The organism is Phenylobacterium sp., from assembly GCF_025351295.1.
Classification (GTDB): domain Bacteria; phylum Pseudomonadota; class Alphaproteobacteria; order Caulobacterales; family Caulobacteraceae; genus Phenylobacterium.
Genome location: NZ_JANXWD010000012.1, coordinates 1 through 24260, shown reverse-complemented (window position 1 = coordinate 24260; position 24260 = coordinate 1). Strand labels below are relative to the sequence as shown.

Genomic DNA, 24260 nt, shown 5'->3' with positions numbered 1-24260 from the left:
CATGGATAAGCTTACCCGTACCCATCCAGGCCCCGGGACCGCTCGGCAACGCTTCCTGTCGCGGACCGCCCTGTGCGGCGCGCTCTATGGCCTGCAGGCGCTGCTGCCCTCCGCCGCCCAGGCCCAGTCCAGGCCGCCGACCGACCCGATGCCGCCCGCCACATCGACCTTGACCCTGCCGATGGGCGGGCTGGCCGAGGTCAACGCCGGCGGCGGGCTGCCGGTCATCACCGCCGCCACCGGCCAGCTGGACGTCGCCCTGCACGCGCCGCGCACGGTGCTGAGCTGGACCACCTTCAACGTCGGGACGGAGGCGAGCGTCAACTTCACCTTCGACGCCCGCAGCTGGATCGTCCTCAACAAGATCGTCGGGCTGGCGCCGTCGAAGATCGAGGGGATCGTCACCGGCAAGGTCGGCGGCGTGTTCGGCGGCAATATCTGGTTCGTGTCCCAGAACAGCATCGTCTTCGGCCGCGGCGCGCAGGTCGACGCCGGCGGCATCCTGGCGGCGATCGGCACGCCGTACGTCGCGGGATTCCTCAACCCGGCCAACACCCTGTTCTCGTTCTCCGGCTCCGACGCCCTGCCCGGGTCGCGGCTCTATGTGCTGACCGGCGGCCAGGTGAACGGCCACGGCGGCCTTGTGGCCTTCGCCGGCCCCGGCATCGTCACCCGCGCCAACGCCACCGTGACCGCCGACGGCGGCGGCAGCGTGCTCTATGGCTCGGCCAAGACCTTCCAGATCCGCCTGGCGCCCGGGGCCGGCGGCGACTTCGACCTGGTGGACTTCATCGTCCCCGACGCCAGCGGCGGCAGCGAGGACAGCGTCGCGGCCGACCTGGCCGGCGACACCAAGGCCAACAGCGTCTTCGTCGCGGCGGTCTCCAAGTCGGCGATCGGCAGCGCGGTCATCAACCTGGAAGGCATGATCACCGCCCAGGGGGCGACGGCGGACGGCGGCGACATCGTGCTGTCGGGGGGCGGCGGCATCCTGAACCGCGCGCCGGGCCCCACCCTGATCGACGCCGCGCCCACCGACATCTACCTGAACAAGGCCACCGCCCTGCGGGATCTGCAGATCCGCAACGTCGGCCACATCTACGCCCGCCCGTGGTTCCGGCCGCTGGACGAGACCAAGGACCCGCCGACCCTCGACGAGGACGCCAACCCGCCGCCGCCGGTTGACGCCTGCACGGATCCCAACGGTTGTGGCCCGCCGCCGGACCCGTGCAGTTTGAATTCTTGCGCCCCCTTGGGCGTCGACATTACCGGCTCCCTCGCCAGCCTGTTCAATCCCTCTTCCATCTCCAGCATCACCCTGGGCCGCGACGCCAGGATCGGGGCGACCGCCAGCATCGAGCTGGGCCGCATCGTCGCCAACCGCGACATCTCGGTCACCGGGCCGGACGTCAGCGGCAACAGCCTGATCGCGGCCGGCGGCCTCAGCGTCACAGCGACCGACGGCGACGTCGCCCTGGCCGGCGTGGGGGTTAGCAAGAACGGCCTGGTCACCAGCACGCTTGGCGACGTGAAGATCGACGCGATCTCCGCGCCGCAGAAGCTGACCGTCAGCGCCGGACGCGACATCGTGCTGGGCGACGGGACCTCGGCGGTGGCCGGGCTGGTCACCCTGACCGCGGCCCAGAATGTCACCCTCAACCTGGCCGCCGCCAAGATCGACACGGTGACCGCCGGCGTCACGGCCGACCTGCGCGGCGGCGCCCTGGACATCGGCACGGTCACCGCCCCGCGCCTGCTGGCCAAGGCCGACAGCGTCCGGATCGGCACGGCCACCAGCAGCGGCGACGTCTATGTGATCGGGCTGAACGGCGACGCCATCGTCGGCTCGGCGACCGCGGGCGACGACGTCTTTGTGCTGGCCACCCACGGGACGGCCTCCCTGGGCTCGGCCACCTTGACCGGCGCGGGCGCGGACGGCGTCAGCGTCGACTTCGACGGCAACCCCGACGTCTCTGGCAACGGCCGCGTGGTGCGCGTGGAATCCGTCGATCTCGACGCCAGGCTGGGCCTGGGGACCGGCGCGGTCACCGGCTCGACCGCGATCCAGGTGAAGGCCGGCCGCGACGCGATCGTCGACGTGGCCAAGGACCTGCCGGGCGGCTTCTCGGTGATCGGCGCGCGCGATGCGACGCTGAGGGCGCCGAGCGCCAGGCTGGACACCCTCACGGCCGGTCGCGACCTGACCTTCGCCACCACCGCGGGCGACCTGACCCTCACCGCGCCCCTGGTCGCCACCCGCAACATCTCGATCAGCGCCGGCGGGGCGTTGAAGGTCGGCGACGTCCGGGCCGACGCCGGCTCGATCCTGCTGAGCGGCTCCACGGTCACCGCCGGCAGCGTGACCGCCAGCGACGACCTGACCCTGAAGGCCACCGCCGGCGGGGTGGTCACCGCCAGCTTCAAGGCCGGCCGCGACCTGATCGTGCAGGGCTCGACGCTGTCGCTGGGCTCGTCGATCGGCCCGGTGACGCGAGATCTTTCCATCACCTCGCTCGGCAACTTCACCTCGACCACGCCGCTCAGCGCGGGCCGCAACCTGACGGTGGACGTAGCCGGCACGGCGGTGCTGGGCCAGACCACGGCGGTCGGAACCCTGCGGATCGTGGCGGGCGACCTGGACCTGACCGGCCTGGCCACGGCCGCCAACGCCGCCATCGAGTCCAAGACCGGGGCCATCCGGGTCGGTGGCGCGGCCGGCGGCGCCGGCGGCGGGCTGGTCCTGGACAGCAACGACTTCGGCCAGCTGCGGGTCGCGGGGACGGTGAAGATCTATGCCGGGTCCACCACCGGGACCGCACGCGGCGACCTGACGCTGCAGAGCCTGACGGTGACCCCCGCCAACACGCCGTCCATCGCCTTCCTGGTGGGCCCCGCCAACAACGCCCTGGTCCAGGGCGTCGCCGCCCCGACCGCCAGCGGCGGGATCCTCAGGATCGGCGACGCCACCGACCTGACCTGGCGGCCGGGCTCGATCCTGGTCACTGGCGGCCTGGGCGCGGCGACCTATGCCGGCGCGTCCTACACCGACGTCCGCGCCTTCGACGAGGTCCACCTCGCGGCCCGCAATGACATCCTGCTGGGCTCGGCGCGGTTCATCGGCCTGATCCAGGCCACGGCGGTGGGCGACATCGACACCGCGTCGGGCAAGCCGGCCGGCGTGGCGCCGATCGCCGGCGAGGCCTCCAGGGTGTTCGTCTCGGCCGGCCGGCTGGAGGTCTCCGCCGACAACAAGGTGGTGCAGCAGAACACCGCCCCGCTCGGCAGCGGGGCGACGGTCGGGGTGTTCTTCACCGGCAAGTCCAACCCGGCCCTCGTCATCGACCCGCCCAGGGTGCTGGAGCTATGGGGCGCGTTGTCCGGCCCGGACGGCAAGGTGCTGGGCAGCGCCGCGGCGGGCGGCGCGATCACCTTCGTGGTGGTGGACGCCACCGGCGCGCCGGCCCCCAAGCCCGCGGACGCCCGGTACAAGTTCAACAGCTGCGACGTCGGTACGTCCAACTGCACGGTCGCCATCGGCGGCGGCGGCAGCAGCGCGGGCGGCGGCGGCGGCGGCGGGTCCGCCGACCCCCTGGTGTCGCAGACCAACGCCGGCATCCTGGCTGCCCGCGACGCGCTTGGCCCGTCGCCCCCCGGCGCCCGGGGCTCCCAGTCCTCCTCCGCCTCGGAGAGCTCGGCGGAAGCCGGCCAGGCCCAGGTCTCGCCCGATATCGTGACCAGCCCGCCGGTGCTGCTGGCGGTGGCTGCGGCAGACCCTGAGGAGATCGTCCTCGACCCCGTCGTCACCGGGACCGGCAGCGAAGAGATCTGGCGCAAGCGCAGGCAGGACAAATGACGCTCAAGAGCCTCTTCCTCGGCGTCGTGGGCGCAGTCCTGCTCGGCGCCCTGCCGCAGGCCGCCGCCGCCCAGACCCGCGCCGACTTGATCCCCCTGGGCAGCAGCGCCGCCTCGGGCGCGGTCTGCCAGGCGGTGCGCGACTATGACGATCCGGTCGTCCAGGCCGCCGGCCGCCGCGCCTGGGCCATCCGCTGCCGCGGCTGGGAGGGCAGCCTCGGGCGCCTCTACGCCATCGAGAAGGCCGCCGACTCCTCCGCCTGGCAGACCGCCCTCACCGCCCGCGCTGACTGCGCCGACACCAAGGCCGCCACCGTCGCCGGCCTGGGCGGCGTGACCCGCCGCACCTGCCACAGCGCCGGCGGCAAGGCCCCCTATCTCGCCTACGACGCGCGCAAGGGCGGCGGCTTCTACGCGGCTGAGGGCGCGGCGCAGATCGCCGATGTGCTGGAGACTGGCCTCAAGGTGGTGTCGGGCGCCGCGAAGCCGCCCGCCGCGTCGCAGGTCCAGACCTCCGCCGCCAGCGCCGAGATCGCCGCCGACTTCGGCGGGTCCACCGGGGGCCTCGCCCGCGCCCAGGCCGCCGCCGCCGCCGACCCCGCGCGGCTGCGGGCCCGCGCCTACGTCCAGAACAACGAGTGGCGCTTCGAACAGGCCGAGACCGACTTCCAGGCCCTGGTCTCCGACGCCGAGGCCCGCCACGCGCCGCCGGCCGAGATGGGCGAGGCGCTGCTGAACCTGGCGCTGAACGTCTCCAACAACGGCCGCTTCGCCGAGGCCGACCGCCTGTTCCGCGACGCCGACGTCCAGGTCGATGCCGCCAACGATCCCTTCCTGACCGCCCAGGCGCGCACCTATCGCGCGCTCCACCTGCGCAACGCCGGCCGCTTCGCCGAGGCGGTGACCGCCGCCCAGTCGGCGCTGCGGGCCAGCGACCAGGTCCGCCAGGCCCGCGGCATGACCGGGGCCGGCGGCGGCGCCAATGTCAGCCAGGCCAGCAACGGCGACCTCGCCATCGGCGGCGACCTCTCCGCGGCGCTCAACACCCGCGCCGCCGGCCGCGACGTGATGGGCGGCAGCAAGGTCTCGCTGGCCGACCGCCTGGCCGTGCAGGACGCCCAGGCCCTGGAGGTCGTGGGCTCGTCCCTGGCCGCCCAGGGCGAGACCGCCGGGGCCCGCGACGCCCTGAACCGCGCCGGCCGCATGCTGACCGCGGCCGAGGGCGACGGCGCCCTCAATGTCTGGCTGCGCGCGCGCATCGAGGCCGACCTCGGGCAGATCGAGCTGGAGTCGGGCCAGGCCGCCGCGGCCGTCGGCCGCTACGCCAACGCCGTGAAGACCATCCGCCTGCGCCACGCCGGCACCGCCGCCGAGGCCGGCCTGCTGCTGGACCTGGGCCACGCCCAGGTGGCGGCCAAGCAGGACGACGCGGCCCTGGCCACCTACCAGCGGGCCTTCGACCTGTTCCAGTCGCAGCGCGGCGCCCTGGGCGCCTCGGCCGACGACGCGGCCCCCTACTTCGACCTGCTGCTGGCCCGCATCGCCAGCGAGCCGGCCAAGGCCGACGCCTATCGCGCCCGCTTCTTCAGCGCCGCCGAGAGCGTGGTCTCCAACGCCACCGCCCAGACGGTCTCCAAGCTGGCCGCCCGCGTGGCCTCCGGCGACAGCGCCGTCACCGGCCTGGTCCGCGCCCTGGACGACACCCGCCGCGAGCTGCGCGCCGCCGAGGCCCAGGCCGCCAACCTGCAGGCGACCAACGCCTACGTCGGCCAGGAGCGCGCCGACCTGGAGGCCCGGCTGAAGAGCCTGCAGGGCCAGTCCGATACCCTGGAAAGCCAGCTGCTGGCCGCCAACCCGCGCTATTCCCAACTGGTCTCGTCGCAGGCCTCGATCGGCGACCTGCAGAAGGCGCTGCGCAAGGACGAGATCTACGTGAAGATCCTCCTGCTCTCGACGCGGGCCTATGGGGTCATGGTCTCGCCGGGCGGCGCCAAGGCCTACGCCATCGACCTCAACCGCGGCGCCGCGGCGGTGCAGGTGAACGCCCTGCGCGCGCCGTTCGAGAACGAGGACAGCCTGCCGCCGTTCGACCTGGCCCGGTCCTACGCCCTGTTCCAGCAGCTGTTCGGCCCGATCGCCGGGGAGATGGCCGGCGCCCGGCACCTGGTCTACGAGCCGGACGGCGGGCTGATCGCCCTGCCGGTGGCGACCTTCGTCACCGCCGACCCGTCGGCCCTGCTGGCGGTCACCCCGGCCGGCAAGGACCCGGACTATCGCAAGGTGGCCTGGCTCGGCGCCCGGACCGACTCGGCCCTGGTGCTCTCGGCGGCCAGCTTCATGCAGTCGCGGGCCTTCGCGCCCTCCAAGGCCCGGCAGAACTTCCTGGCCTTCGCCGACCCCTCGACCCCCGCCAAGAGCGACCCCAACGCCTATGCCTCGGTGGTCAAGCGCTCGGTCAGCATCCGCAGCAGTCGCGACGTCACCAACGTCTGCGAAAACACCCGCCTGGCGCTGCTGGAGATGCCGGCGCTGCCCGACACGGCCGACGAGGTGCGCCAGGTCGGCGCCAGCATCGGCTCCGGCCAGGGCGAGCAGATCGTCACCGGCAAGGCCTTCACCGACGACACCGTCAAGGCGCGCACCGACCTCTCCGACTACAAGGTCATCTACTTCGCCACCCACGGCCTCTTGCCGCAGCCGTCGGCCTGCCTGCCGCAGCCGGCGCTGATGACCTCGCTGGGGACCGGCGACAGCGACGGCCTGCTGGACTCCAGCGAGATCCTCGACCTGAAGCTCGACGCCGACCTGGTCGTGCTCTCGGCCTGCGACACCGGCGGGGCCGGCGGCGACGACGCCTCGGCCACCGGCCTGCAGGGCGGCGGCGAGGCCCTCGGCGGCCTGACCCGGGCGGTGATCTACGCCGGCGGCCGCTCGCTGATCGTCTCGCACTGGTCGGTGGACTCGGTGGCCACGGTGCGGCTGATGACCGGCATGTTCTCCGCCGGATCGCCCAGCAAGGCCGAGGCGCTGCAGAAATCCCAGGCGGCGCTGCAGGCGACCGAGCAGTACTCGCACCCCTATTTCTGGGCGCCCTTCACCATCGTCGGCGACGGCGCGGCCCCGCTGCCCGGCGGGTCGGCGCGCACGGCCGATCGCTGAACGCCGGCCTCGCGACACGCCCATGGCGAATGCCGCGATCCAGCTGAACACCGAGCCGTATGACGCCGCCATCGCGCGTCCGATGGGCCGCAATTCCGCCGGCGAAGGCTTCCTGCGCGGGTTCCTGAAGTACGCCGACGTCGACCGCTTCCACCTCTGGAACGTGCACGACCAGGATCGCGGCGAGCTGGACGCCCTGCTCGAACGTCTGGGGCCCCCATCGCGGCCGGTCGAGTGGCTGGGCCGCGGCGACCGACACCGCCTGGCCGAGGCCGGGGCGCTCTACATCCCGACCCCTGAGCTGCGCCAGGAAGCCTGGGCGCGGCGGGCGTCCGGCGGCACGGCCTATTCCCTGACCGGCGTCACCCACACCATCGCCGAGACCTATATCCTCGACGAGATCTCCGGCCTGCTGCTGGCGCCGCTGGAGCCCTGGGACGCGCTGATCTGCACCTCCGAGCCCGGGCGCAAGGCGGTAGAGACCCTGCTGGACGGCGTCGCGGACTACCTGCAGGTGCGGTTCGGGGCCAGCCGTATTCCGCCGGCCCAGCTGGTGACCATCCCGCTGGGCGTCCACGCCGACGACTTCCGGCTGGACCCGGACGCGCGCCGGCGCTGGCGCGAGCAGCTGGGCATTCCGCAGGACGCGCCGGTCGCCCTGCACCTGGGCCGCTTCAGCGTCGGCACCAAGATGCACCCCGGCCCGATGGGCCTGGCCCTGCAGGACGCCAGCCGCAAGCTGGGCCAGCAGGTCTACTGGATCATGTTCGGCGGGGCTCGCCGGCCGGAGGAGGAGGCGGCGTTCCAGGCCGCCGCCGCGGCCTTCTGCGAAGACGTCCAGATCCGCCGGGTCGACGACACCTCCGCCGCGGTGCGCGACGAGATCGTCTCGGCGGCCGACGTCTTCTTGTCGCTGTCCGACAATATCCAGGAGACCTTCGGCCTGACCCCGCTGGAGGCCATGGCGGCCGGCCTGCCCTGCGTGGTCAGCGACTGGGACGGCTATCGCGACACCGTTCGCCACGGGGTCGACGGGTTTCGCATCCGCACGCTGACGCCCCGGCCGGGGCTGGGCTCGGACCTAGCCTATGCCTACGCCCACCGGCTCACGAACTACGAGACCTATGCCGGATCGGCGGCCCTCTTCACCGCGGTCGACGTGGGCGACGCCGCCGAGGCCCTGGCCACCCTGTTCGCCGACCCGGATCTGCGCCGCCGCATGGGCGAGGCCGGTCGGGCCCGCGCGCGCCAGGTGTTCGACTGGCGGGTGATCATCCCGCAGTACCAGGCGCTGTGGGCCGAGCTGGAACGCCGGCGCAAGGCCGCGCCGGAACAGCCGCCGCTCGACAACCCCTTCCGCCTCGACCCGTTCCGGATGTTCGCCGCCTATCCGACCGGACCGCTGACCGGCGCCGAGCTGGTCGCCCTGGCCCGCCCGTTCGCCCCCGGCGAGGCGGCGGAGATCATCGGCCGCCCCTCGGTCTGGAACCTCGCCGCGCGGCTGCCGGAACTGGACGAGGTGGAATTCCTGCTGGCCGCGCTGACGGCCGGCCCGTGCCCCGTCGCCCTGCTGCTGGAGGGCTTCCCGCCGGAACGACGGCCGTTCGTGGAACGCGGAATCCTGTGGCTGGCGAAGTTCGGCGTCCTGCGTCTGCGCGACATATCCGCGCGTAGCTAGCATCGACAATTCGCTCGTTCAGGTATCGTTCAGGGCCCCCATGTGCTATTCAGCGGGACTGCGCACCACCAAGCTAAGACGACCTACGGGGGTTAACTGAATGCGTAAGACAATTCTCGGCCTCGCTCTGTCTCTCGCCTTTGGCGGGGCGGCGCTGGCCAGCGACTACATTGTCGTGAACTCAACCGATCCGAGCATCAAGCGCGGCCAGGCCTACGACGCCGGGACCAAGGTGCCACTCGGCGCCGGCCAGAGCGTCACCCTGATGCGCGCCTCCGGCGAAATCACCACGCTGCGTGGCGCCGCGGCCGGCGTGACGGTGCCCGGCGCCAAGCTCGCCAGCGCGGACACCGCGCGTTTCGAGACCCTGCGGGCCCTGGTCCAGCCGCCGCCCGAGGGCCGCACCTTCGGAGCCCGCCGCGGCGGCATCTGCCCCGCCGTGGAAGCCCTGGTGACCCTCGACGACATCGTCCAGGTCGCCGAAACCAGCGGCTGCAAGACGGTGGCCCGCGCCGCCCTCGAAGCCTACCTGGCCAAGACCGGCGCGCCGCCGCAGACCAACTGACGGCGCGACAGACCCGGAACCGAACCGGCCGGTGGGACACCTCGCCGGCCTTTTCCGTGCGCGGTGAACCTGGCGGTTTGAGGCTTGCGAAGGAAACGTTGGTATCCGATCTCTAGAGGTCCAAGTGATGGGCCTCGCGAAGCACATCCGAACGCATGAACAGTCCCCGGCGTACATCGCCTGATTGGTATCGATCCGTAGCGGCGGGCGCTGGCGGCGGCATGATGCAATTGCACTATGCTGCCGGGTGAATCGACCGGAGCCGCCACTTGAGTGGACCGGGCTCTAGATCAAGGCTGGGCGCCGGGTGCCGGCGTCGCGCCCCCCGCCTTCGCCCCACGGGCTACGGCGCGGCAGCCATCGCTGGCGAAGTCAGCGAAGGCTGGTAGGCCGGGTGAGGTTCGAACTCACGACCATCCGATTAAAAGTCGGATGCTCTACCACTGAGCTACCGGCCCCCGACGCGGGTGTCCAAGAAACGGACGCCCGGGTGAAGCGGCGCGGAACCTAGAGGGCGAAACGGCAAAGTGGAAGCCGCATTCGCCGCCGGGCTCTTAACAGCGCGACGTCTGGGGTTATGGTGACGCATGCCCCAGCTCATCCGCCACCCCGGCGTCCTTCGCCTGACCCTCGCCAGCGCCCTGGTCGCCGCACTCGCCACCGGCGCCGCCGGCCAGACCAGCACCGCGCCCAAGGCGTCGGCCAGGGCCGCTCCGGCCAGGCCTGCGCCAGCGCCCGAGCCGCCGCCGGTAGCGCCAACCGAGCAGATGAAGACCTCCGACGATGTGAAGCAGGGGAGCGTCCAGGGCGCGGCCACCACGCCGCTGCGCGACCTGAACGTGTCCAAGACCAGGATTCCCGACATCCTGCTGCAGGCGCTGGCCAATCCCTACGACCGGCCGCCGCCCAAGTGGAAATGCCCGACTCTCGTCGCCCTGATCCGACCGCTCAACGAGGCCCTGGGACAGGACATCGACACCCTTCCGGCGGGTGACGAGAACCTGATGGATCGCGGCCGGTCGACCGCTTTGGGCGTGGCCGGCGACATCGCCGCCAGCGCGATTCCGTTCCGCGGTGTGGTGCGCAAGCTGTCCGGGGCCGAGAGCCACGACAACCTGGTGCAGTCGGCGATCATCGCCGGCAACGTGCGCCGCGGCTATCTGAAGGGCCTGGGCGAGGCCAAGGGTTGCTCGCCGCCCGGCACGCCCTCGCATGAGCGGTCCGGCGCGGCGCCGATCGTCGACAGCCAGCGGCCGGCGTTCAAGCCGAAGTTTCCGACCCGCGAGCCTGACGAGCCACAAACGAGCGGCGGAAGCCCTCCAGCCGGCCCTGGGAAATCGCGGCCCTGAGTTCGGCCATCAGGGCCTGGAAGAAGGCCAGGTTGTGCCAGGAGAGCAGCACCTGGCCCAGGATCTCGCCCGACTTCACCAGGTGATGCAGGTAGGCCTTGGAATAGTCGCGGCTGGCCGAGACGTGGCTGGCGGGGTCCAGCGGGCTGTCGTCGTCGGCGAAGCGGGCGTTCTTCAGGTTGACCGACCCCTCCCAGGTCCAGGCCTGGCCGTGGCGGCCCGAGCGGGTCGGCAGCACGCAGTCGAACATGTCGACGCCGCGGAACACCGCCTCGACGATGTCGATGGGCTTGCCGACCCCCATCAGATAGCGCGGCCGCTCGGCCGGCAGCAGGGCGGGCGCGAAGTCCAGCACCTCACACATAGCCTGATGCCCCTCGCCTACCGCCAGCCCGCCCAGCGCATAGCCGTCGAAGCCGATCTCGATCAGCCGTTCGGCGGATTCGCGGCGCAGCGGTTCCGACAGGCCGCCCTGCTGGATGCCGAACAAATCTTGGCTATCACGTTCGCCGAACGCGTTCTTCGAACGCTGTCCCCATCGGGCCGACCGCCGCATCGCCTCGGCGGCGCGGTCCTCGGCGACCGGCAGCGCCACCAGTTCGTCCAGCTGCATGACGATGTCGGAGCCCAGCAGGTCGGCCTGGATCTCGATGGATCGCTCCGGGGTCAGCACATGGCGGCTGCCGTCCAGGTGGCTCTGGAAGGTGACGCTCTCCTCGGTGACCTTGGCGATCTTCGACAGCGACATCACCTGGAAGCCGCCGCTGTCGGTCAGGATCGGCTTCTCCCAGCGCATGAACCGGTGCAGGCCGCCCAGCCGGCGCACCCGCTCCGCGGTCGGCCGCAGCATCAGGTGGTAGGTGTTGCCCAGCAGGATGTCTGCGCCGGTGTCTGCCACCTGCTCCACCGTCAGCGCCTTGACCGTGCCGGCCGTGCCAACCGGCATGAAGGCCGGCGTGCGGATCTCGCCGCGCGGGGTGGCCAGGACGCCGGTCCGCGCCTTGCCATCGGTGGCCGCCACCTGGAACGGGAAGGCGCCCATCAGGCGGCCCGCCACAGCAGGCTGGCGTCGCCGTAGGAATAGAACCGGTAGCCGGTGGCGATGGCGTGGGCGTAGGCCGCGTGCATGGCCGCCTGGCCCGCGAAGGCGCAGACCAGCATGAACAGGGTCGACTTCGGCAGGTGGAAATTGGTCATCAGCCCGTCCACGGCCCGGAACCGATAGCCGGGGGTGATGAAGATCGCCGTCTCGGCGCTGAAGGCCTGGATCTGACCGTCCGCATCGGCCGCGCTCTCCAGCAGGCGCAGTGAGGTGGTGCCGACGCAGACCAGCCGGCCGCCGGCGGCGCGGGCGGCGTTCAGGCGCTGGGCGGTCGCGGCGTCCACCTCGCCCCATTCCGCATGCATGCGGTGCTGGGCGAGGTCCTCGGTCTTCACCGGCAGGAAGGTGCCCGCGCCCACGTGCAGGGTGACCCGTTCGACGGCGACGCCCATGGCCTCCAGGCGCGCCAGCAGCTGCGACGTGAAGTGCAGGCCGGCGGTCGGCGCGGCCACCGAGCCGTCCTCGTCGGCGTAGACCGTCTGGTAGTCGGCCCGGTCCCGGTCGTCCTGCGCCCGCTTGGCGGCGATGTAGGGCGGCAAAGGCATTACGCCCCGCTCGGCGATGGCGGCCGTCAGGTCCGGGCCGCCCAGGTCGAAGGCCAGGGTCACCTCGCCGCCCTCGCCCTTGGCGCGCACCGTGGCGTCAAGGGCGCCCAGCATGCAGGCACGGTCGTCGCGCTCGCCGAACGCGATCCGGTCGCCCACCGCCAGTTTCTTGCCCGGGCGCATGAAGGCGGTCCAGAGGTGGCCGGCGAGTTGGCGGTGCAGGGTCGCCTCGACGGCGATCCGGCTCTCGCCGCGCAGCCGCCGGCCGGTCAGCCGCGCCGGGATCACCCGGGTGTCGTTGACCACCAGCACGTCGCCGGCCCGCAACTGGCCCGGCAGGTCGCTGACCGCCACATCGCGCAGCGCGGCCCCCGGCGCGACCAGCAGCAGGCGTGCGGAATCCCGCGGGCTGGCGGGCCGCAGCGCTATCCGGTCCTCCGGAAGGTGGAAATCGAAGTCGGCAAGCTTCATGAAGGGCGAGGTGAAGCGCATGCGGGACCGGCCGCGTCAAGGTTCAGGGGGCCGAGCAGGTCTTGCGGCAGGTGTTATCGGTGCTCTTGCGGTACGCGGCCCTGGCCGCGGGCGCCCTCGCCGCGGTCGGCGGGATGCTGGCGCAGGGCGGCCGGTTCAGCCCGCTGCTGGACATGCTCACGCATTTCGCGCCGATCTATGCAGGGCTGGCGATCGCCGCCCTGCTGGCCGCCGGCCTCGGAGGCCGGCCGCGCCGCGCCGCGCTCGTGCTCGCAATGGTCGGCCTTGGGGCCAGCGCCGCCCTGCTGGCGCCGGAGTACCTGCGCCCCGCCGAACCGGCCGCGCCCGCCTCGGCCCCAGGCCAGCTCAAGGTGATCCAGTTCAACGCCTACAAGCGCAATGCCGACATCGGTCGCGTGGCCGACTGGCTGATCGCCCAGAACCCGGACATCGTCACCCTGCAGGAAGCCCGCCACGACCTGCGCGACCTGCTGCTCAGGCGCACGGGGTGGTCCGTCGCCGGCGCCCACGAGCACGTGATGATCTTCAGCCGCGCCAAGCGCATCGGCATGCGCCGCCCGCCGCTGGGGCCGACCGCGTTCACCTATCTCAGCGCCACCTTCGCCAGCGCGAGCGGGCCGTACGAGGTGATCACCACCCACCTGGACTGGCCGAACGGGCGGTTCTTCCAGGGCCAGCACGCCGACCTCGCCCGCCTGACCGCGCAGATCCCGCGCCGGCGGATGATCCTGACCGGCGACCTCAACACGACACCCTGGTCGTTCACCCTGCGCCGCACCGACCGGGCCCTGGGCCTGGCCCGGCGCGACCGGGCGCTGTGGAGTTATCCCGCGCGGCTGGGCCGCTGGGACTGGCCGCTGCCGGTCCTGCCCATCGACCACATCTACGCCGGACCCGGTTGGCGGGTGGTCAGCCTGACCCGCGGCCCGAATCTGGGCTCCGACCACTATCCGCTGGTGATCGTGCTGGCCCCCGTCGCGCCACGCTGAGCGGCGCGCCGGCTCAGGACAGCCTCACGCGTCGGCCGCCACCTTCATCGAGACGATCTTGCCGGGGCTGCGCGGCGGCTCGCCGACCGGCAGGGCCTCGACATGCTCCATGCCCTCGGTCACTTCGCCCCAGACGGTGTACTGGCCGTCGAGGAAGCGGGCGTCGTCGTTGCAGATGAAGAACTGGCTGTTGGCCGAGTCCGGGCTGGCGCTGCGGGCCATCGAGCAGACGCCCTTGGTATGCGCCGCCTTGGAGAATTCGGCCTTCAGGTTGGGCTTTTTCGAGCCGCCCATGCCGCTGCCGGTCGGGTCGCCGCCCTGGGCCATGAAGCCCGGGATGACGCGGTGGAAGACGACGCCGTCGTAGAACCCCTCCCGCGCCAGCTCCTTGATCCGCGCCACGTGCTGGGGCGCCAGGTCGGGCCGCAGCTTGATTGTCACCGGCCCACCTTCGAGCGTCATGACCAGGGTGTTTTCGTCGTCCATCACTTCACCTCAACTGGAATGTTCACGTCGCAGGCCGTGAAGTTCGCCCCGCCGGCGGCCTGCGCCCGGGCGATCTCGGCCTTGAACCATTTGCCGGCCGGATCGATCACGCGGATCTTCGGGCGGTCCTTTTCGGGCATGTCGCTGAGAACGCGCAGGGTCAGCATCCGGTCCTGCGGGTCCGGCGGCGGTTCGCCGGTCTTGATGGCGGTCACCACGCTCTGGCCCGCGATCACCCGGCCCCATGCGGTATATTTGCGCTCCAGCTTCGGGAAATTGGCCCGCATCAGGAAGAACTGGCTGTTGGCGGAGTTCTCCTCGTCGCCGCGCGCCGCGCCGCCCACGCCCAGGCAGTAGAGCGCATAGCCCGAGACCTTCCCATCCTTGGTCATGGGCGCAAGCATCATCGACTGGGTGGTTACCGCCACGGACTTGATGAAGCCCACCTCGGCGACGCTCTGGTCCACCGCCAGCACGAAGGGCGAATCGGGCCCACGGCGGAACAGGAATTCGGCCTTCACATTGGGCTTGGTCGAGCCGCCGGTGCCGCGGTTCTCGGGGTCGCCCGTCTGGTCCATGAAATCCTCGATGACCCGGAAGAAGGTCTGGCCGTCGAAGAAGTGCTCTCGCGCCAGTTCTCGCATCCGCCCGGTAAATTCCGGCGCGATCTCGGGGACCATCTCGACGATGATCCGGCCCTTGTTGGTGTCGATAACCAGGATGTCGTCGGGGTTGGGCGTGCGCCAGTCGGCGGCCGTGGGGCCTGAGGGCTTGGCCGGGGCGGCGGCCGGCTTGGCAGTCGCGGACGCGGGCTTGGGCGCGGCGCCGGCGGAGACGGACATCGCGGAAACGGCAACCGCGGCGATGGCGGCCGCGAACAGGGCGGTTCTGGTCTTCATGGGGTCCTCCTAGCGGGCCGCCGCGGGCTCCGCCAGGGCTCAGCCGCGTCCGACCTTCTCCAGCAGCCGGGCCCTGATCGCCGGACTGACGAAGCTGCCGATCTCCCCGCCCAACTGCGCGATCTCCTTCACCAGGACCGAGGCGATGGCCAGGTGACGCGGATCGGCCATGAAGAACACCGTCTCGATCTCGCGGTCGAGCTGCTGGTTCATGGCGGTCATCTGGAACTCGAACTCGAAGTCGGAAATCCTCCGCAAGCCGCGCACGATCACCGTGGCCCCGACGCTGCGGGCGAAGTGCATGGTCAGGCCCTCGTAAGGCTGAACGACGATCTCCGCCTTGCTGCGGAGCGGCGCGACAGCCTCCTCGACGATGTCGACCCGCTCCTCGAGGCTGAACAGCGGCCCCTTGCCGACATTGATCGCCACGCCGATCACCAGCCGGTCCACCAGCTTGACGGCGCGGGCGATGACATCGGTGTGGCCGTTGTGGATCGGGTCGAACGTGCCTGGATAGAAGCCGACGCGATGCATGCCCTGGAGGTCCCCAACACAACCTCTCGCCCTTTCGCCGCACGGCAGGCGTCTGGCAAGGGGAAAATCGCCGTCCGCCGAATTCAGGCGCCCCGGCGCGGAACCTAGCTTTAGCGAGCCGCGGCAATTGCTCCCCCGTTGGGGGAGCTGTCAGCGAAGCTGACTGAGGGGGTCCGCTCAGAACTCTACTCATCTACCCCAGAGGCGCCGCGAAGTCTTCGGCAGCGCCATCGTGGAGGACCCCCTCCGGCGCTTCGCGCCACCTCCTCCAAAGGGGGCGGAACAATCGCCGCTAGGCTTCCGGCGCTGGGGCTTCCGGCCCCTCCGCCTCGTCGTCCTCACCGGCGTCGGCGAGGCGTTCGACCGAGACCACGTGCTCGTTCTCGGCCGTGCGGAAGACGATCACGCCCGACGTGTTGCGGCCAACCATCCGCACCTGGCTGACGGGCGTGCGGATCAACTGGCCCTGGTCGGTGACCAGCAGGATCTGGTCGAACTCGTCCACGGGGAACGACGCGGCCAGACGGCCGCCGCGCTTGGTAAGATCCTGGGCCAGGAGGCCCTGCCCCCCGCGGCCCGTGCGACGGAATTCATAGGCCGAGGTCCGCTTGCCATAGCCTTCGGTGGAGACCGTGAGGATGACCTCCTCGGCCGCGCCCAGCTCGGCGAACCGGTCCAGCGACAGGGCCTCGTCGCCCGATACGTCCTCGTCGTCCGGCGCCGCGACGTCCTCGACTTCATCGGCCTCGCCGGTCGTGGCGCGGCGATTGGCGTTCGATTGTTTCACATAAGCCGCGCGTTCGGCCGGCGTCGCCGGGACCGCGCGCAGGATGGCCATGGAGATGACGCTGTCGCCGTCGCCAAGGCGGATGCCGCGCACGCCGGTCGAGTCGCGGCCGGCGAACACACGGACGTCCTCGACCCTGAAGCGGATACAGCGGCCGAGCGCGGTGGTGAGCAGGACGTCGTTGACCTGAGCGTTGCAAACGGCGACGCCGACGATGCTGTCGCCCTCATCGAGCTTCATGGCGATCTTGCCATTGCGCTTGATGCCGATGAAGTCGCTGAGCTTGTTGCGCCGCACGCCGCCGGAGCGGGTGGAGAACATGACGTCGTACTGGTCCCAGGTCGCCTCGTCCTCGGGCAGCGGCAGGATCGAGGTGATGCTTTCGCCGGGCTCGATGGGCAGCAGGTTGACGAAGGCCTTGCCGCGCGAGGTGGGCGTGCCGACCGGCAGGCGCCACACCTTCAGCTGATAGGCCTTGCCGCCCGAGGAGAAGAACAGCATCGGCGTGTGGGTGTTGGCGGAGAACACCCGGGTGACGGCGTCCTCCTCCTTGGTCGCCATGCCCGAGCGGCCCTTCCCGCCCCGGTGCTGGGTCCGGTAGATGCTGAGCGGCGTGCGCTTCACATAGCCGCCGTGGGTCACGGTGATGACCATGTCCTCGCGGGCGATCAGGTCCTCGTCCTCGACGTCGGCGTCGCCCTCGACGATCTCGGTGCGGCGCGGAACGGCGAAGTTGGCGCGGACCTCGACCAGCTCCTCGCGAACGATGGCCATGACCCGCTCGCGGGAGGCCAGGATGTCCAGGTAGCCCTGGATGGAGCCGGCCAGGGTCTGGGCCTCGGCGAAGATCTCGTCGCGGCCCAGGCCGGTGAGGCGCGAAAGGGTCAGGGCCAGGATCGCCCTGGCCTGCTCGTCGGTCAGCCGGATCAGCCGGCCGTCCGCGCCGTCGATCACCAGGGTGCGCGGGTCGGCGATCAGCTCGACCAGGGGCAGCATGTCGCCCGCCGGCCAGTCCTTGGCCACGATGCGCTCGCGAGCCTCGGTGGGGTCCTTGGACGAGCGGATGATGTGGATAAACTCGTCGATATTGGCCACGGCGATCGCCAGGCCGACCAGCACGTGGCCGCGGTCGCGGGCCTTGGAGAGTTCGAACTTGGTGCGGCGGACCACCACCTCCTCGCGGAAGTCCACGAAGGCGGTGATCATCTCGCGCAGGCCCATCTGGATGGGCCGGCCGCGGTTCAGGGCCAGCATGTTGACGCCGAACGAGCTCTGCAGCGGCGTGAACCGGTAGAGCTGGTTCAGCAGCACGTCGGGCGAGGCGTCGCGCTTCATCTCGATGACGATCCGCATGCCCTGGCGGTCGCTCTCGTCGCGCAGGTCCGAGATGCCCTCGATCCGCTTCTCGCGGACGAGTTCGGCGATCCGTTCGACCAGGCCCGCCTTGTTCAGCTGGTACGGGATCGAGGTGATGATGATCGCCTCGCGATCCTTGCGGATCTCCTCGACAGAGGCCTCGCCGCGCATGATCACCGAGCCGCGGCCGGTCATCAGCGCCTGGCGTGCGCCGGTGCGGCCGATGATCTGGCCGCCGGTGGGAAAGTCGGGGCCCGGCACGATGTCCAGCAGGGTGTCGAGGCTGACGTCCGGGTCGTCCACATAGGCCAGGCAGGCGTCGACGATCTCGCCAAGGTTATGCGGCGGGATGTTGGTGGCCATGCCGACCGCGATGCCGCCCGCCCCATTGACCAGGAGATTCGGGATGCGCGACGGCAGCACCACCGGCTCGCTCTCGGAGCCGTCGTAGTTGTCCTTGAAGTCGACGGTGTCCTTGTCGAGGTCTGCCAGGATCGCCATCGCGGCCCGGGTCATGCGGCTCTCGGTGTAGCGCATGGCGGCCGGCGGATCGTTGTCCACCGAGCCAAAGTTGCCTTGCCCGTCGATCAGCAGCAGGCTCATCGAGAACGGCTGCGCCATGCGCACCAGGGTGTCGTAGATCGCGACGTCGCCGTGCGGGTGGTACTTGCCCATCACGTCGCCGACGATGCGCGCGGACTTTACGTACGAACGATCCGGCGTGTGGTTGTTCTCGCCCATCGAGAACAGGATCCGCCGGTGCACGGGCTTGAGCCCGTCGCGAACGTCCGGCAGCGCGCGGCTGACGATCACGCTCATGGCGTAGTCGAGATACGAGCGCTTCAGCTCGTCTTCGATGGCGACAGGGGCGATGCCCCCGCGCCCGTCTTCGGGTGGGGTCGTGGTGTCGTCGGTCAAGGGAGGGAAATCGCCGTTCGAATCGGACTGGTTAGATGGAAACTTCGAATAGCACCCGGAAGGGGCGTACGCCACCTCGTGCGCGTACACGCACATGCGCACGCGTGAGCGCGCTCGCACATGCGCGAGGCTGTGCATGGTCTGGCCCCGCCTGCGCAGGTGACCGGCGGGCCGCGACGCTCTAGTTTGGCGCCATGCCGCTTCCTCTCGGCCAACCGGCTCCGTTTTTCAGCGCGCCGACGCCCTCCAGCACCGACTTCGTCTTCGACACCGCCGGCGGGCGCTACGTCCTGCTGCTGTTCCTGCCGACCGAGCCCGCGCCGCGGGTGGCGGCGCTGAAGGCGCTGGCGGCCAACCAGCGGCTGTTCGACGACGTCCAGGCCAGCGCCTTCGTCATCCTGCGCGAGGCCGCCGGCGCCCAGGGCCTGCAGGATCTGCGCGGCCTGCGCTGGATGTTCGACCGCAGCGGGGCGATCAGCGACCGGTACGGCCCGGAGCCGCACTGGCTGGTGCTGGATCCGACGCTGCGCGTCCTGACCAGCGCGCCGATCGAAGACGCTGAGGCGATCTTCGCCCAGCTGGCCGCCCTGCCCGCCCCGGCCGGACACGCCGGCGTGCCGCTCCACGCGCCGGTGCTGATCGCGCCCCGGATCTTCGAGCCCGAGCTGTGCCGCGCCCTGATCGAGCTGCACCAGGCCGACGGCGGCCGCTTCACCGGCGTCATGCGCGACGACGGCCCGCGCACCGTCGCGGTGATGGACGAGCTGAAGAAGCGCCGGGACATCCTGGTCGAGGCGCCGGAGTTGCAGGAGGCGATCCGCGAGCGTCTGGAACGCCGCCTGTTCCCCCTGGTGCGCCAGGCCCTGGGGTTCACGGTCACCCATACCGAACGTCTGCTGGTGAGCTGCTACGACGCGGCCGACGGCGGGGTGTTCCACGCCCACCGGGACAACACCACCCAGGGCACCGCGCACCGGCGCTTCGCCTGCTCGCTGAACCTCAACGACGACTTCGAGGGCGGCGACCTGCGCTTCGCCGAGTATGGCCCGGCCACCTACCGGCCGCCGGCGGGCGGGGCGATCGTGTTCTCCTGCGGCCTCATGCACGAGGCGACGCGGATCGCCGCCGGGCGCCGCTACGCCTTCCTGCCGTTCTTCTATGACGACGCCGGCGCCAGCCTGCTGGCCGCCTACCGGGCCCGGGTCGCCAAGCTGGAGCCCGCCCGATCATGACCGAGTCGGGCCGCTGGGCCCTGCCGCCGCTCGCGCCCGGCGAGTTCGCGCCGGAATTCGCCACCGCGAGCCGCACCAACGCCCGGTTTCACTTCTCCACCCTCGCGGGACGCTATGTGCTGCTGGCCTTCATGCCCCGCGACCCCGTGCGTCGCGCCGCCGCGCTGGCCGCGTTCGCGACGGTGCGGGCGCTGTTCGACGACGTGCAGCTGACCGCCGTCTTCATGGCGACCGAGCCCGACGCCCGCGAGACCACGCTCGACCTGATCCCTGGCCAGCGCTGGTTCTTCGATCCCGCGAACGCGGTGGGGCCGAAGTATCGGTCCGGCGAGGCGGACCCGGCCTGGCTGCTGTTCGACCCGTCGCTGCGGCTGCTGGCCCGGACGCCGATCGAGTCCCCGGCGGACCTGTTTGCGAGCCTGGGCCAGCTGCCACCGGTCGGGGCGCACGGCGGCCTGCCGATGGTGGCGCCGGTGCTGATCCTGCCGCGGGTGTTCGAGCCCGAGTTCTGCCGCCGGCTGATCGACTATTACGAGGCCCGCGGCGGCGCGGTCTCCGGTGTCATGCGCGACGTGGACGGCAGGACCGTGGGCGTGCTCGACAACATGAAACGCCGCCGCGACCTCCAGATCGCCGAGCCCGAACTGCGCCGCGAGGTCATCGGCCGGCTGGAGCGCGGCCTGATGCCGATGATCGGGCGCACCTTCCAGTTCCGCGCCACGCGTATCGAGCGCTATCTGATCGCCTGCTACGACGCGGTGGAGGGTGGCTACTTCCAGGCGCACCGGGACAACGAGACCCTGGGCACCGCGCACCGCCGCTTCGCCGTCTCGATCAACCTGAACGCCGAGGAGTTCGAGGGCGGCGACCTGCGCTTTCCCGAGTTCGGCCCGCGCACCTACCGACCGCCGACCGGCGGGGCGGTGGTGTTCTGCTGCAGCCTGCAGCACGAGGCGCGCCCGGTGACCCGAGGCCGCCGCTACGCCTTCCTGCCGTTCCTCTACGACGAGGCCGGCGAGCGGATCCGCGAGCAGAACCGCGCCTTCATGGCCGGCCCCGGCGCGGTGGTCGACAACCGCTAAGCTCCGGTTCATCCGGCGCAGGCCACGGTGACGCCGAAATCAGCCCCCAGAACAGCAGCCCCAGAGACCGCCCGCCGATGAAACGCCTCGCCCTCCTCGCCCTCGTCCTGGCCGCCGCCTGTCCCGCCGCGGCGGCCCCGCCGATCCAGCCGGGCTATTGGGAATCCACCAACAAGCTGCTGTCACCGATCAAGCAGTCGTCCACGGACCGCCGCTGCATCACTCCTGCCGACGTGGACAAGTTCATGGCCGGGCCGTCGAACCGCCACTACGCCTGCACCTATCCCACCAAGCTGATTGCGGACGGCCGGATCACGCTGAAGGGTGTCTGCGTCAGCAAGAAGGGCCAGAAGGTCGCGGTGAAGGGGGCCGGGACCTACACCCCGACCAGCTTCATGCTGACCGCCGACGTGGCGACCGAGTTCTTCGGCCTCGACATCCAGGGCCGCGCCACCACGGAGGCGCACCGCATCGCCGACGCCTGCCCCGCCCCCGACACGCCACCTGCGACGCCGCCTGCCAGCCCGGCGGCCGAAAAGTGAGCGGCGCGCCGGAGCGGGTGACTTACGCGGGCTACCTGGGCCTGGACGAACTGCTGAGCGCCCAGCACCCGCGCACCGACCGCCACGACGAGCTGCTGTTCATCATTATCCACCAGACCAAGGAACTGTGGCTGCGGGAGGTGATCCACGAGGTGCGGCTGGCCAAGCGGCTGATCCGCGCCGGCGAGGTCGAGGGGGCGTACAAGGCCCTGGCGCGGGTATCGCGCATCCAGTCGATCATGACCCAGTCGTGGGACGTGCTGGCCACCATGACGCCGGCCGACTACCTGAGCTTCCGCGGCGGGCTGGGGACCAGTTCCGGCTTCCAGTCGTGGCAGTTCCGCACCCTCGAATATCTGCTGGGCCTGAAGGACGCCGCCTTCCTGAGCTTCCAGGACGAGGGGTCGCATGCGCTGGCCGAGCTGCAGTCGGCCCTGGAAGCCCCCAGCCTCTACGACGACGCCCTTTGCCGCATGGCCGCCCACGGCCTGCACCTGCCCGCCGAGGTGCTGGCGCGCGACGTCACCCAGCCGTACGAACCCTCCACCGCGGTCGAGGACGCCTGGCTCGCCGTCTACAGCGACACGCCGCGCTACTGGGAGCTCTACCAGCTGGCGGAGAAGCTGGTGGACCTGGACGACGCGCTGCTCACCTGGCGGCACAAGCACGTTCTGACCGTCGAGCGCATCATCGGCGGCAAGCGCGGCACCGGCGGCAGCGACGGCGCGAGCTACCTGAAACGCACCCTCGAACGGCGGTGTTTTCCGGAGCTGTGGAGCGTGCGGGCGCGGCTTTAGGGGGACGACGACCCGCCCCCCTGCTCACAGGTGTAATCCCGGGGTGGATCGGCGAACGCCGCCTAGAACGGGATCTCGTCGTCCAGGTCGTGGGAGAATTCCTCGCGCGGCGCGGCGGCGGCCGACTGGCGCGGTCCCGCCGAGGAGAAGTTGCCGCCGCCACCGGCATAGCCGCCGCCCTGGCCCTGCTCGGCGTCGCCGCGGCCGTCCAGCATGGTCAGTTCGCCGCGGAACTTCTGCAGCACGATCTCGGTGGAGAACTTCTCCACGCCCGACTGGTCGGCCCATTTGCGGGTCTGGATCGAGCCCTCGACATAGACCTTCGCGCCCTTCTTCAGGTAGTTCTCGCAGACCTTCACGATGTTCTCGTTGAACACCACGACCCGGTGCCACTCGGTCTTCTCCTTGCGCTCGCCGGAGGTCCGGTCGCGCCAGGTTTCGGAGGTGGCGATCCTGAGATTGGCGACCCGGTCGCCCGAGCCCAAAGACCGGATTTCGGGATCGGCCCCGAGATTGCCGATCAGGATCACCTTGTTGACGCTGCCCGCCATGTCGATCTCGCCTGTTGTTTCCGTAGGAAGCGGGCTGATGCCCAAGGCGCAAGCTAGCGCGCCCTCCCAAGTATCACAAGCCAATGTTCTATCTTTGTTCCCGGCCGTCCACAGCTCATTGCTGCGGCATGGCGCTCGGGATCGCGAGGCGGCCATCACCGGTGCGAACCAGGGCCACGTAGCGCGGCCCCTCCAGCGACGTGGAGGTCATCACCCCTTCCCGCACCAGGAACAGGAAATTGGCCTGGTAGGCGCCGTAGATGTCCTGGGTATTGCCGCCCATCTTCAGGAACTTGATCCGCATGGCCTCGAGGTTGGCGGCGCAGACCTCCAGGCTCGAGGCCTGGACCAGCTTGTTGTACTTGAGCGAGCCGTCGCGCTGCGGGACCACGTGGTAGCAGATGCCCGCATCGCCCGGCGGGGTGGTCTTATTCGTGCAGGCGCAAAGCGCCAGGGCGGCGGCGGCGAGGACGAGAACGGTCTTGGCGGTCATGGTGCGAACCTAGCAGCGCAAATCACACTCGTCATCCGGCGCCTCTAGCCCGTGGGCGGCAGGCTGCAGTCCGCCGGCTGCAGGATCAGGGTGCGGAAGCTCTTGTTGTCGTCCGAGACCTCAACCTTGCCGGTCACCAGGCGCAGGGTCTGCTGGCCGAAGCGACCGTAGGTGGCCCCGCCCGGCTTCTCGCAGCGGCCGGCGAACAGGGCCTGGACGCAGGCGTTGAGATCCATGTCGGCCAGCCGTCGCCACCGCCCGCCCCCATGGCGCCAGCACGCCCCGCCGCCGGCAGCCAGCGCCGGCGCGGGCTCCGTCGTCTCGGGCGCGGCGGCGAGCGCCTCGGGCGCGGGGGGCTGTTCCTGCACGGGCGGCAGCGGGGTTAGGGTCTGGCCGGCCTGGTCGGCGGCGGCCAGGGCGCCGGTCTGGTCGAGGCCGACGTCCAGGGCGTCGGTGGCGACGCCGTTGCGTCGGGCGCATTCGCGGAGGCTGAGCTCGCCGGCGAACCGGCCCTGCACGAAGCAGCGCAGGGGTTTGCCCGGATCGATGCGGGCGTCGCCGGCGCCGCTGCTGTCGATGACCAGCCCGGCTTCTGAGGCCGCAGGCGCGGTTTTCGAGCCGCGGTCGCCCGAGACCAGCGCCCAGGCGATGCCCAGGCCAGCGAACAGCGCCACCACGCCGCCCACCGCGATCAGCGGCAGCCGACGGCGCGGTCCCGGCTCCGGGGCTTCGGGGGGTGTCTCCATGCGGTCTCGCTAGTCCTAGAGCCTTTCTGGTTCAAGTGGACTCACTTGAACCAGAAAGGCTCTAACTCTTTGAATTAGAGCGCGTCGGGCGGCGAAACCGGATCCA

General features: G+C 70.9%; 19 protein-coding genes and 1 tRNA gene. 10 read left to right on the top strand and 10 right to left on the bottom strand.

The window, feature by feature from the left end; translation table 11 throughout:
• Position 1 precedes the first annotated feature (1 nt).
• From Q0R13_RS01700 to Q0R13_RS01685, 4 genes are all read left to right on the top strand, one after another.
• Positions 2-3853: a filamentous hemagglutinin N-terminal domain-containing protein gene (locus Q0R13_RS01700; RefSeq protein WP_293898516.1), complete on the top strand. Its 3852-nt coding sequence runs from the start codon at positions 2-4 to the stop codon at positions 3851-3853.
• A complete protein-coding gene (locus tag Q0R13_RS01695; RefSeq protein ID WP_293898513.1) occupies positions 3850-7011 on the top strand; it encodes a CHAT domain-containing protein in 3162 nt (1053 codons plus the stop codon). Before Q0R13_RS01700 ends, Q0R13_RS01695 begins: the two co-directional genes overlap by 4 nt.
• Before the next feature lie 22 nt (positions 7012-7033).
• Positions 7034-8689 (top strand): glycosyltransferase family 4 protein, encoded by a 1656-nt coding sequence (locus tag Q0R13_RS01690; protein ID WP_293898510.1) that lies wholly within the window; start codon positions 7034-7036, stop codon positions 8687-8689.
• Between the two features lie 100 nt (positions 8690-8789).
• Positions 8790-9254, top strand: coding sequence for a hypothetical protein (locus tag Q0R13_RS01685; protein WP_293898507.1), 465 nt, complete (start codon positions 8790-8792; stop codon positions 9252-9254).
• A gap of 383 nt (positions 9255-9637) precedes the next feature.
• Here Q0R13_RS01685 and Q0R13_RS01680 read toward each other — a convergent pair.
• Positions 9638-9712, bottom strand: a tRNA-Lys gene (locus Q0R13_RS01680).
• 129 nt (positions 9713-9841) lie between these two features.
• Between Q0R13_RS01680 and Q0R13_RS01675 the strand changes: the two genes are divergently transcribed.
• A complete protein-coding gene (locus tag Q0R13_RS01675) occupies positions 9842-10603 on the top strand; it encodes a hypothetical protein (protein WP_293898504.1) in 762 nt (253 codons plus the stop codon).
• Here Q0R13_RS01675 and tgt read toward each other — a convergent pair.
• Both tgt and queA read right to left on the bottom strand, forming a co-directional pair.
• A complete protein-coding gene (gene tgt / locus Q0R13_RS01670) occupies positions 10515-11645 on the bottom strand; it encodes a tRNA guanosine(34) transglycosylase Tgt (RefSeq protein ID WP_293898501.1) in 1131 nt (376 codons plus the stop codon). The two genes, Q0R13_RS01675 and tgt, sit on opposite strands and share 89 nt — an antisense overlap.
• Positions 11645-12721, bottom strand: coding sequence for a tRNA preQ1(34) S-adenosylmethionine ribosyltransferase-isomerase QueA (gene queA / locus Q0R13_RS01665; protein WP_293898630.1), 1077 nt, complete (start codon positions 12719-12721; stop codon positions 11645-11647). The genes tgt and queA overlap by 1 nt, the downstream gene beginning before the upstream one ends.
• An 80-nt stretch (positions 12722-12801) precedes the next feature.
• Between queA and Q0R13_RS01660 the strand changes: the two genes are divergently transcribed.
• Positions 12802-13731: an endonuclease/exonuclease/phosphatase family protein gene (locus tag Q0R13_RS01660; RefSeq protein WP_293898498.1), complete on the top strand. Its 930-nt coding sequence runs from the start codon at positions 12802-12804 to the stop codon at positions 13729-13731.
• Positions 13732-13755: 24 nt separating this feature from the next.
• Here the strand turns inward: Q0R13_RS01660 and Q0R13_RS01655 are convergent, their stop codons facing one another.
• The 4 genes from Q0R13_RS01655 to gyrA all read right to left on the bottom strand — a co-directional run bounded on the left by Q0R13_RS01655 (position 13756) and on the right by gyrA (position 18711).
• Positions 13756-14217, bottom strand: coding sequence for a peptidylprolyl isomerase (locus tag Q0R13_RS01655; RefSeq protein ID WP_293898495.1), 462 nt, complete (start codon positions 14215-14217; stop codon positions 13756-13758).
• Positions 14217-15116: a peptidylprolyl isomerase gene (locus Q0R13_RS01650; protein WP_293898492.1), complete on the bottom strand. Its 900-nt coding sequence runs from the start codon at positions 15114-15116 to the stop codon at positions 14217-14219. The genes Q0R13_RS01655 and Q0R13_RS01650 overlap by 1 nt, the downstream gene beginning before the upstream one ends.
• 39 nt (positions 15117-15155) lie before the next feature.
• Positions 15156-15650 carry a pantetheine-phosphate adenylyltransferase gene (coaD, locus tag Q0R13_RS01645; protein ID WP_293898489.1) on the bottom strand — a complete coding sequence of 165 codons (495 nt, stop codon included), beginning with the start codon at positions 15648-15650 and terminating at the stop codon, positions 15156-15158.
• 292 nt (positions 15651-15942) lie between these two features.
• Entirely contained in the window at positions 15943-18711 is a 2769-nt protein-coding gene (gene gyrA, locus Q0R13_RS01640) for a DNA gyrase subunit A (protein WP_293898486.1), read from the bottom strand.
• A gap of 194 nt (positions 18712-18905) precedes the next feature.
• Between gyrA and Q0R13_RS01635 the strand changes: the two genes are divergently transcribed.
• The 4 genes from Q0R13_RS01635 (at position 18906) to Q0R13_RS01620 (ending at position 22364) form a co-directional block, all read left to right on the top strand.
• A complete protein-coding gene (locus Q0R13_RS01635; RefSeq protein ID WP_293898483.1) occupies positions 18906-19943 on the top strand; it encodes a 2OG-Fe(II) oxygenase in 1038 nt (345 codons plus the stop codon).
• Positions 19940-21025, top strand: coding sequence for a 2OG-Fe(II) oxygenase (locus Q0R13_RS01630; RefSeq protein ID WP_293898480.1), 1086 nt, complete (start codon positions 19940-19942; stop codon positions 21023-21025). Before Q0R13_RS01635 ends, Q0R13_RS01630 begins: the two co-directional genes overlap by 4 nt.
• A gap of 77 nt (positions 21026-21102) precedes the next feature.
• Positions 21103-21567 carry a DUF3617 family protein gene (locus Q0R13_RS01625; protein ID WP_293898477.1) on the top strand — a complete coding sequence of 155 codons (465 nt, stop codon included), beginning with the start codon at positions 21103-21105 and terminating at the stop codon, positions 21565-21567.
• The gene (locus tag Q0R13_RS01620; RefSeq protein WP_293898474.1) at positions 21564-22364 is read left to right on the top strand and encodes a tryptophan 2,3-dioxygenase; all 801 of its coding nucleotides are present in this window, start codon (positions 21564-21566) and stop codon (positions 22362-22364) included. The genes Q0R13_RS01625 and Q0R13_RS01620 overlap by 4 nt, the downstream gene beginning before the upstream one ends.
• 62 nt (positions 22365-22426) lie before the next feature.
• Here Q0R13_RS01620 and ssb read toward each other — a convergent pair whose 3' ends face one another.
• The 3 genes from ssb to Q0R13_RS01605 all read right to left on the bottom strand — a co-directional run bounded on the left by ssb (position 22427) and on the right by Q0R13_RS01605 (position 24154).
• Positions 22427-22915, bottom strand: a complete 489-nt coding sequence (gene ssb, locus Q0R13_RS01615; RefSeq protein WP_293898471.1) for a single-stranded DNA-binding protein — start codon at positions 22913-22915, stop codon at positions 22427-22429.
• Between the two features lie 115 nt (positions 22916-23030).
• Entirely contained in the window at positions 23031-23408 is a 378-nt protein-coding gene (locus Q0R13_RS01610; RefSeq protein ID WP_293898468.1) for a hypothetical protein, read from the bottom strand.
• A 44-nt stretch (positions 23409-23452) separates the two neighbouring features.
• Complete coding sequence (locus Q0R13_RS01605) at positions 23453-24154, bottom strand: hypothetical protein (protein WP_293898465.1); 702 nt, start codon at positions 24152-24154, stop codon at positions 23453-23455.
• Positions 24155-24260 lie beyond the last annotated feature (106 nt).

Excerpts from the sequence above, each read along its gene's own strand:
- Q0R13_RS01700 (WP_293898516.1), top strand. The coding sequence starts at position 2 with ATGGATAAGCTTACCCGTACCCATCCAGGCCCCGGGACCGCTCGGCAA.
- Q0R13_RS01695 (WP_293898513.1), top strand. The coding sequence starts at position 3,850 with ATGACGCTCAAGAGCCTCTTCCTCGGCGTCGTGGGCGCAGTCCTGCTC.
- Q0R13_RS01690 (WP_293898510.1), top strand. The coding sequence starts at position 7,034 with ATGGCGAATGCCGCGATCCAGCTGAACACCGAGCCGTATGACGCCGCC.
- Q0R13_RS01685 (WP_293898507.1), top strand. The coding sequence starts at position 8,790 with ATGCGTAAGACAATTCTCGGCCTCGCTCTGTCTCTCGCCTTTGGCGGG.
- Q0R13_RS01675 (WP_293898504.1), top strand. The coding sequence starts at position 9,842 with ATGCCCCAGCTCATCCGCCACCCCGGCGTCCTTCGCCTGACCCTCGCC.
- tgt (WP_293898501.1), bottom strand. The coding sequence starts at position 11,645 with ATGGGCGCCTTCCCGTTCCAGGTGGCGGCCACCGATGGCAAGGCGCGG.
- queA (WP_293898630.1), bottom strand. The coding sequence starts at position 12,721 with ATGAAGCTTGCCGACTTCGATTTCCACCTTCCGGAGGACCGGATAGCG.
- Q0R13_RS01655 (WP_293898495.1), bottom strand. The coding sequence starts at position 14,217 with ATGGACGACGAAAACACCCTGGTCATGACGCTCGAAGGTGGGCCGGTG.
- Q0R13_RS01650 (WP_293898492.1), bottom strand. The coding sequence starts at position 15,116 with ATGAAGACCAGAACCGCCCTGTTCGCGGCCGCCATCGCCGCGGTTGCC.
- coaD (WP_293898489.1), bottom strand. The coding sequence starts at position 15,650 with ATGCATCGCGTCGGCTTCTATCCAGGCACGTTCGACCCGATCCACAAC.
- Q0R13_RS01635 (WP_293898483.1), top strand. The coding sequence starts at position 18,906 with ATGCCGCTTCCTCTCGGCCAACCGGCTCCGTTTTTCAGCGCGCCGACG.
- Q0R13_RS01630 (WP_293898480.1), top strand. The coding sequence starts at position 19,940 with ATGACCGAGTCGGGCCGCTGGGCCCTGCCGCCGCTCGCGCCCGGCGAG.
- Q0R13_RS01625 (WP_293898477.1), top strand. The coding sequence starts at position 21,103 with ATGAAACGCCTCGCCCTCCTCGCCCTCGTCCTGGCCGCCGCCTGTCCC.
- ssb (WP_293898471.1), bottom strand. The coding sequence starts at position 22,915 with ATGGCGGGCAGCGTCAACAAGGTGATCCTGATCGGCAATCTCGGGGCC.
- Q0R13_RS01610 (WP_293898468.1), bottom strand. The coding sequence starts at position 23,408 with ATGACCGCCAAGACCGTTCTCGTCCTCGCCGCCGCCGCCCTGGCGCTT.
- Q0R13_RS01605 (WP_293898465.1), bottom strand. The coding sequence starts at position 24,154 with ATGGAGACACCCCCCGAAGCCCCGGAGCCGGGACCGCGCCGTCGGCTG.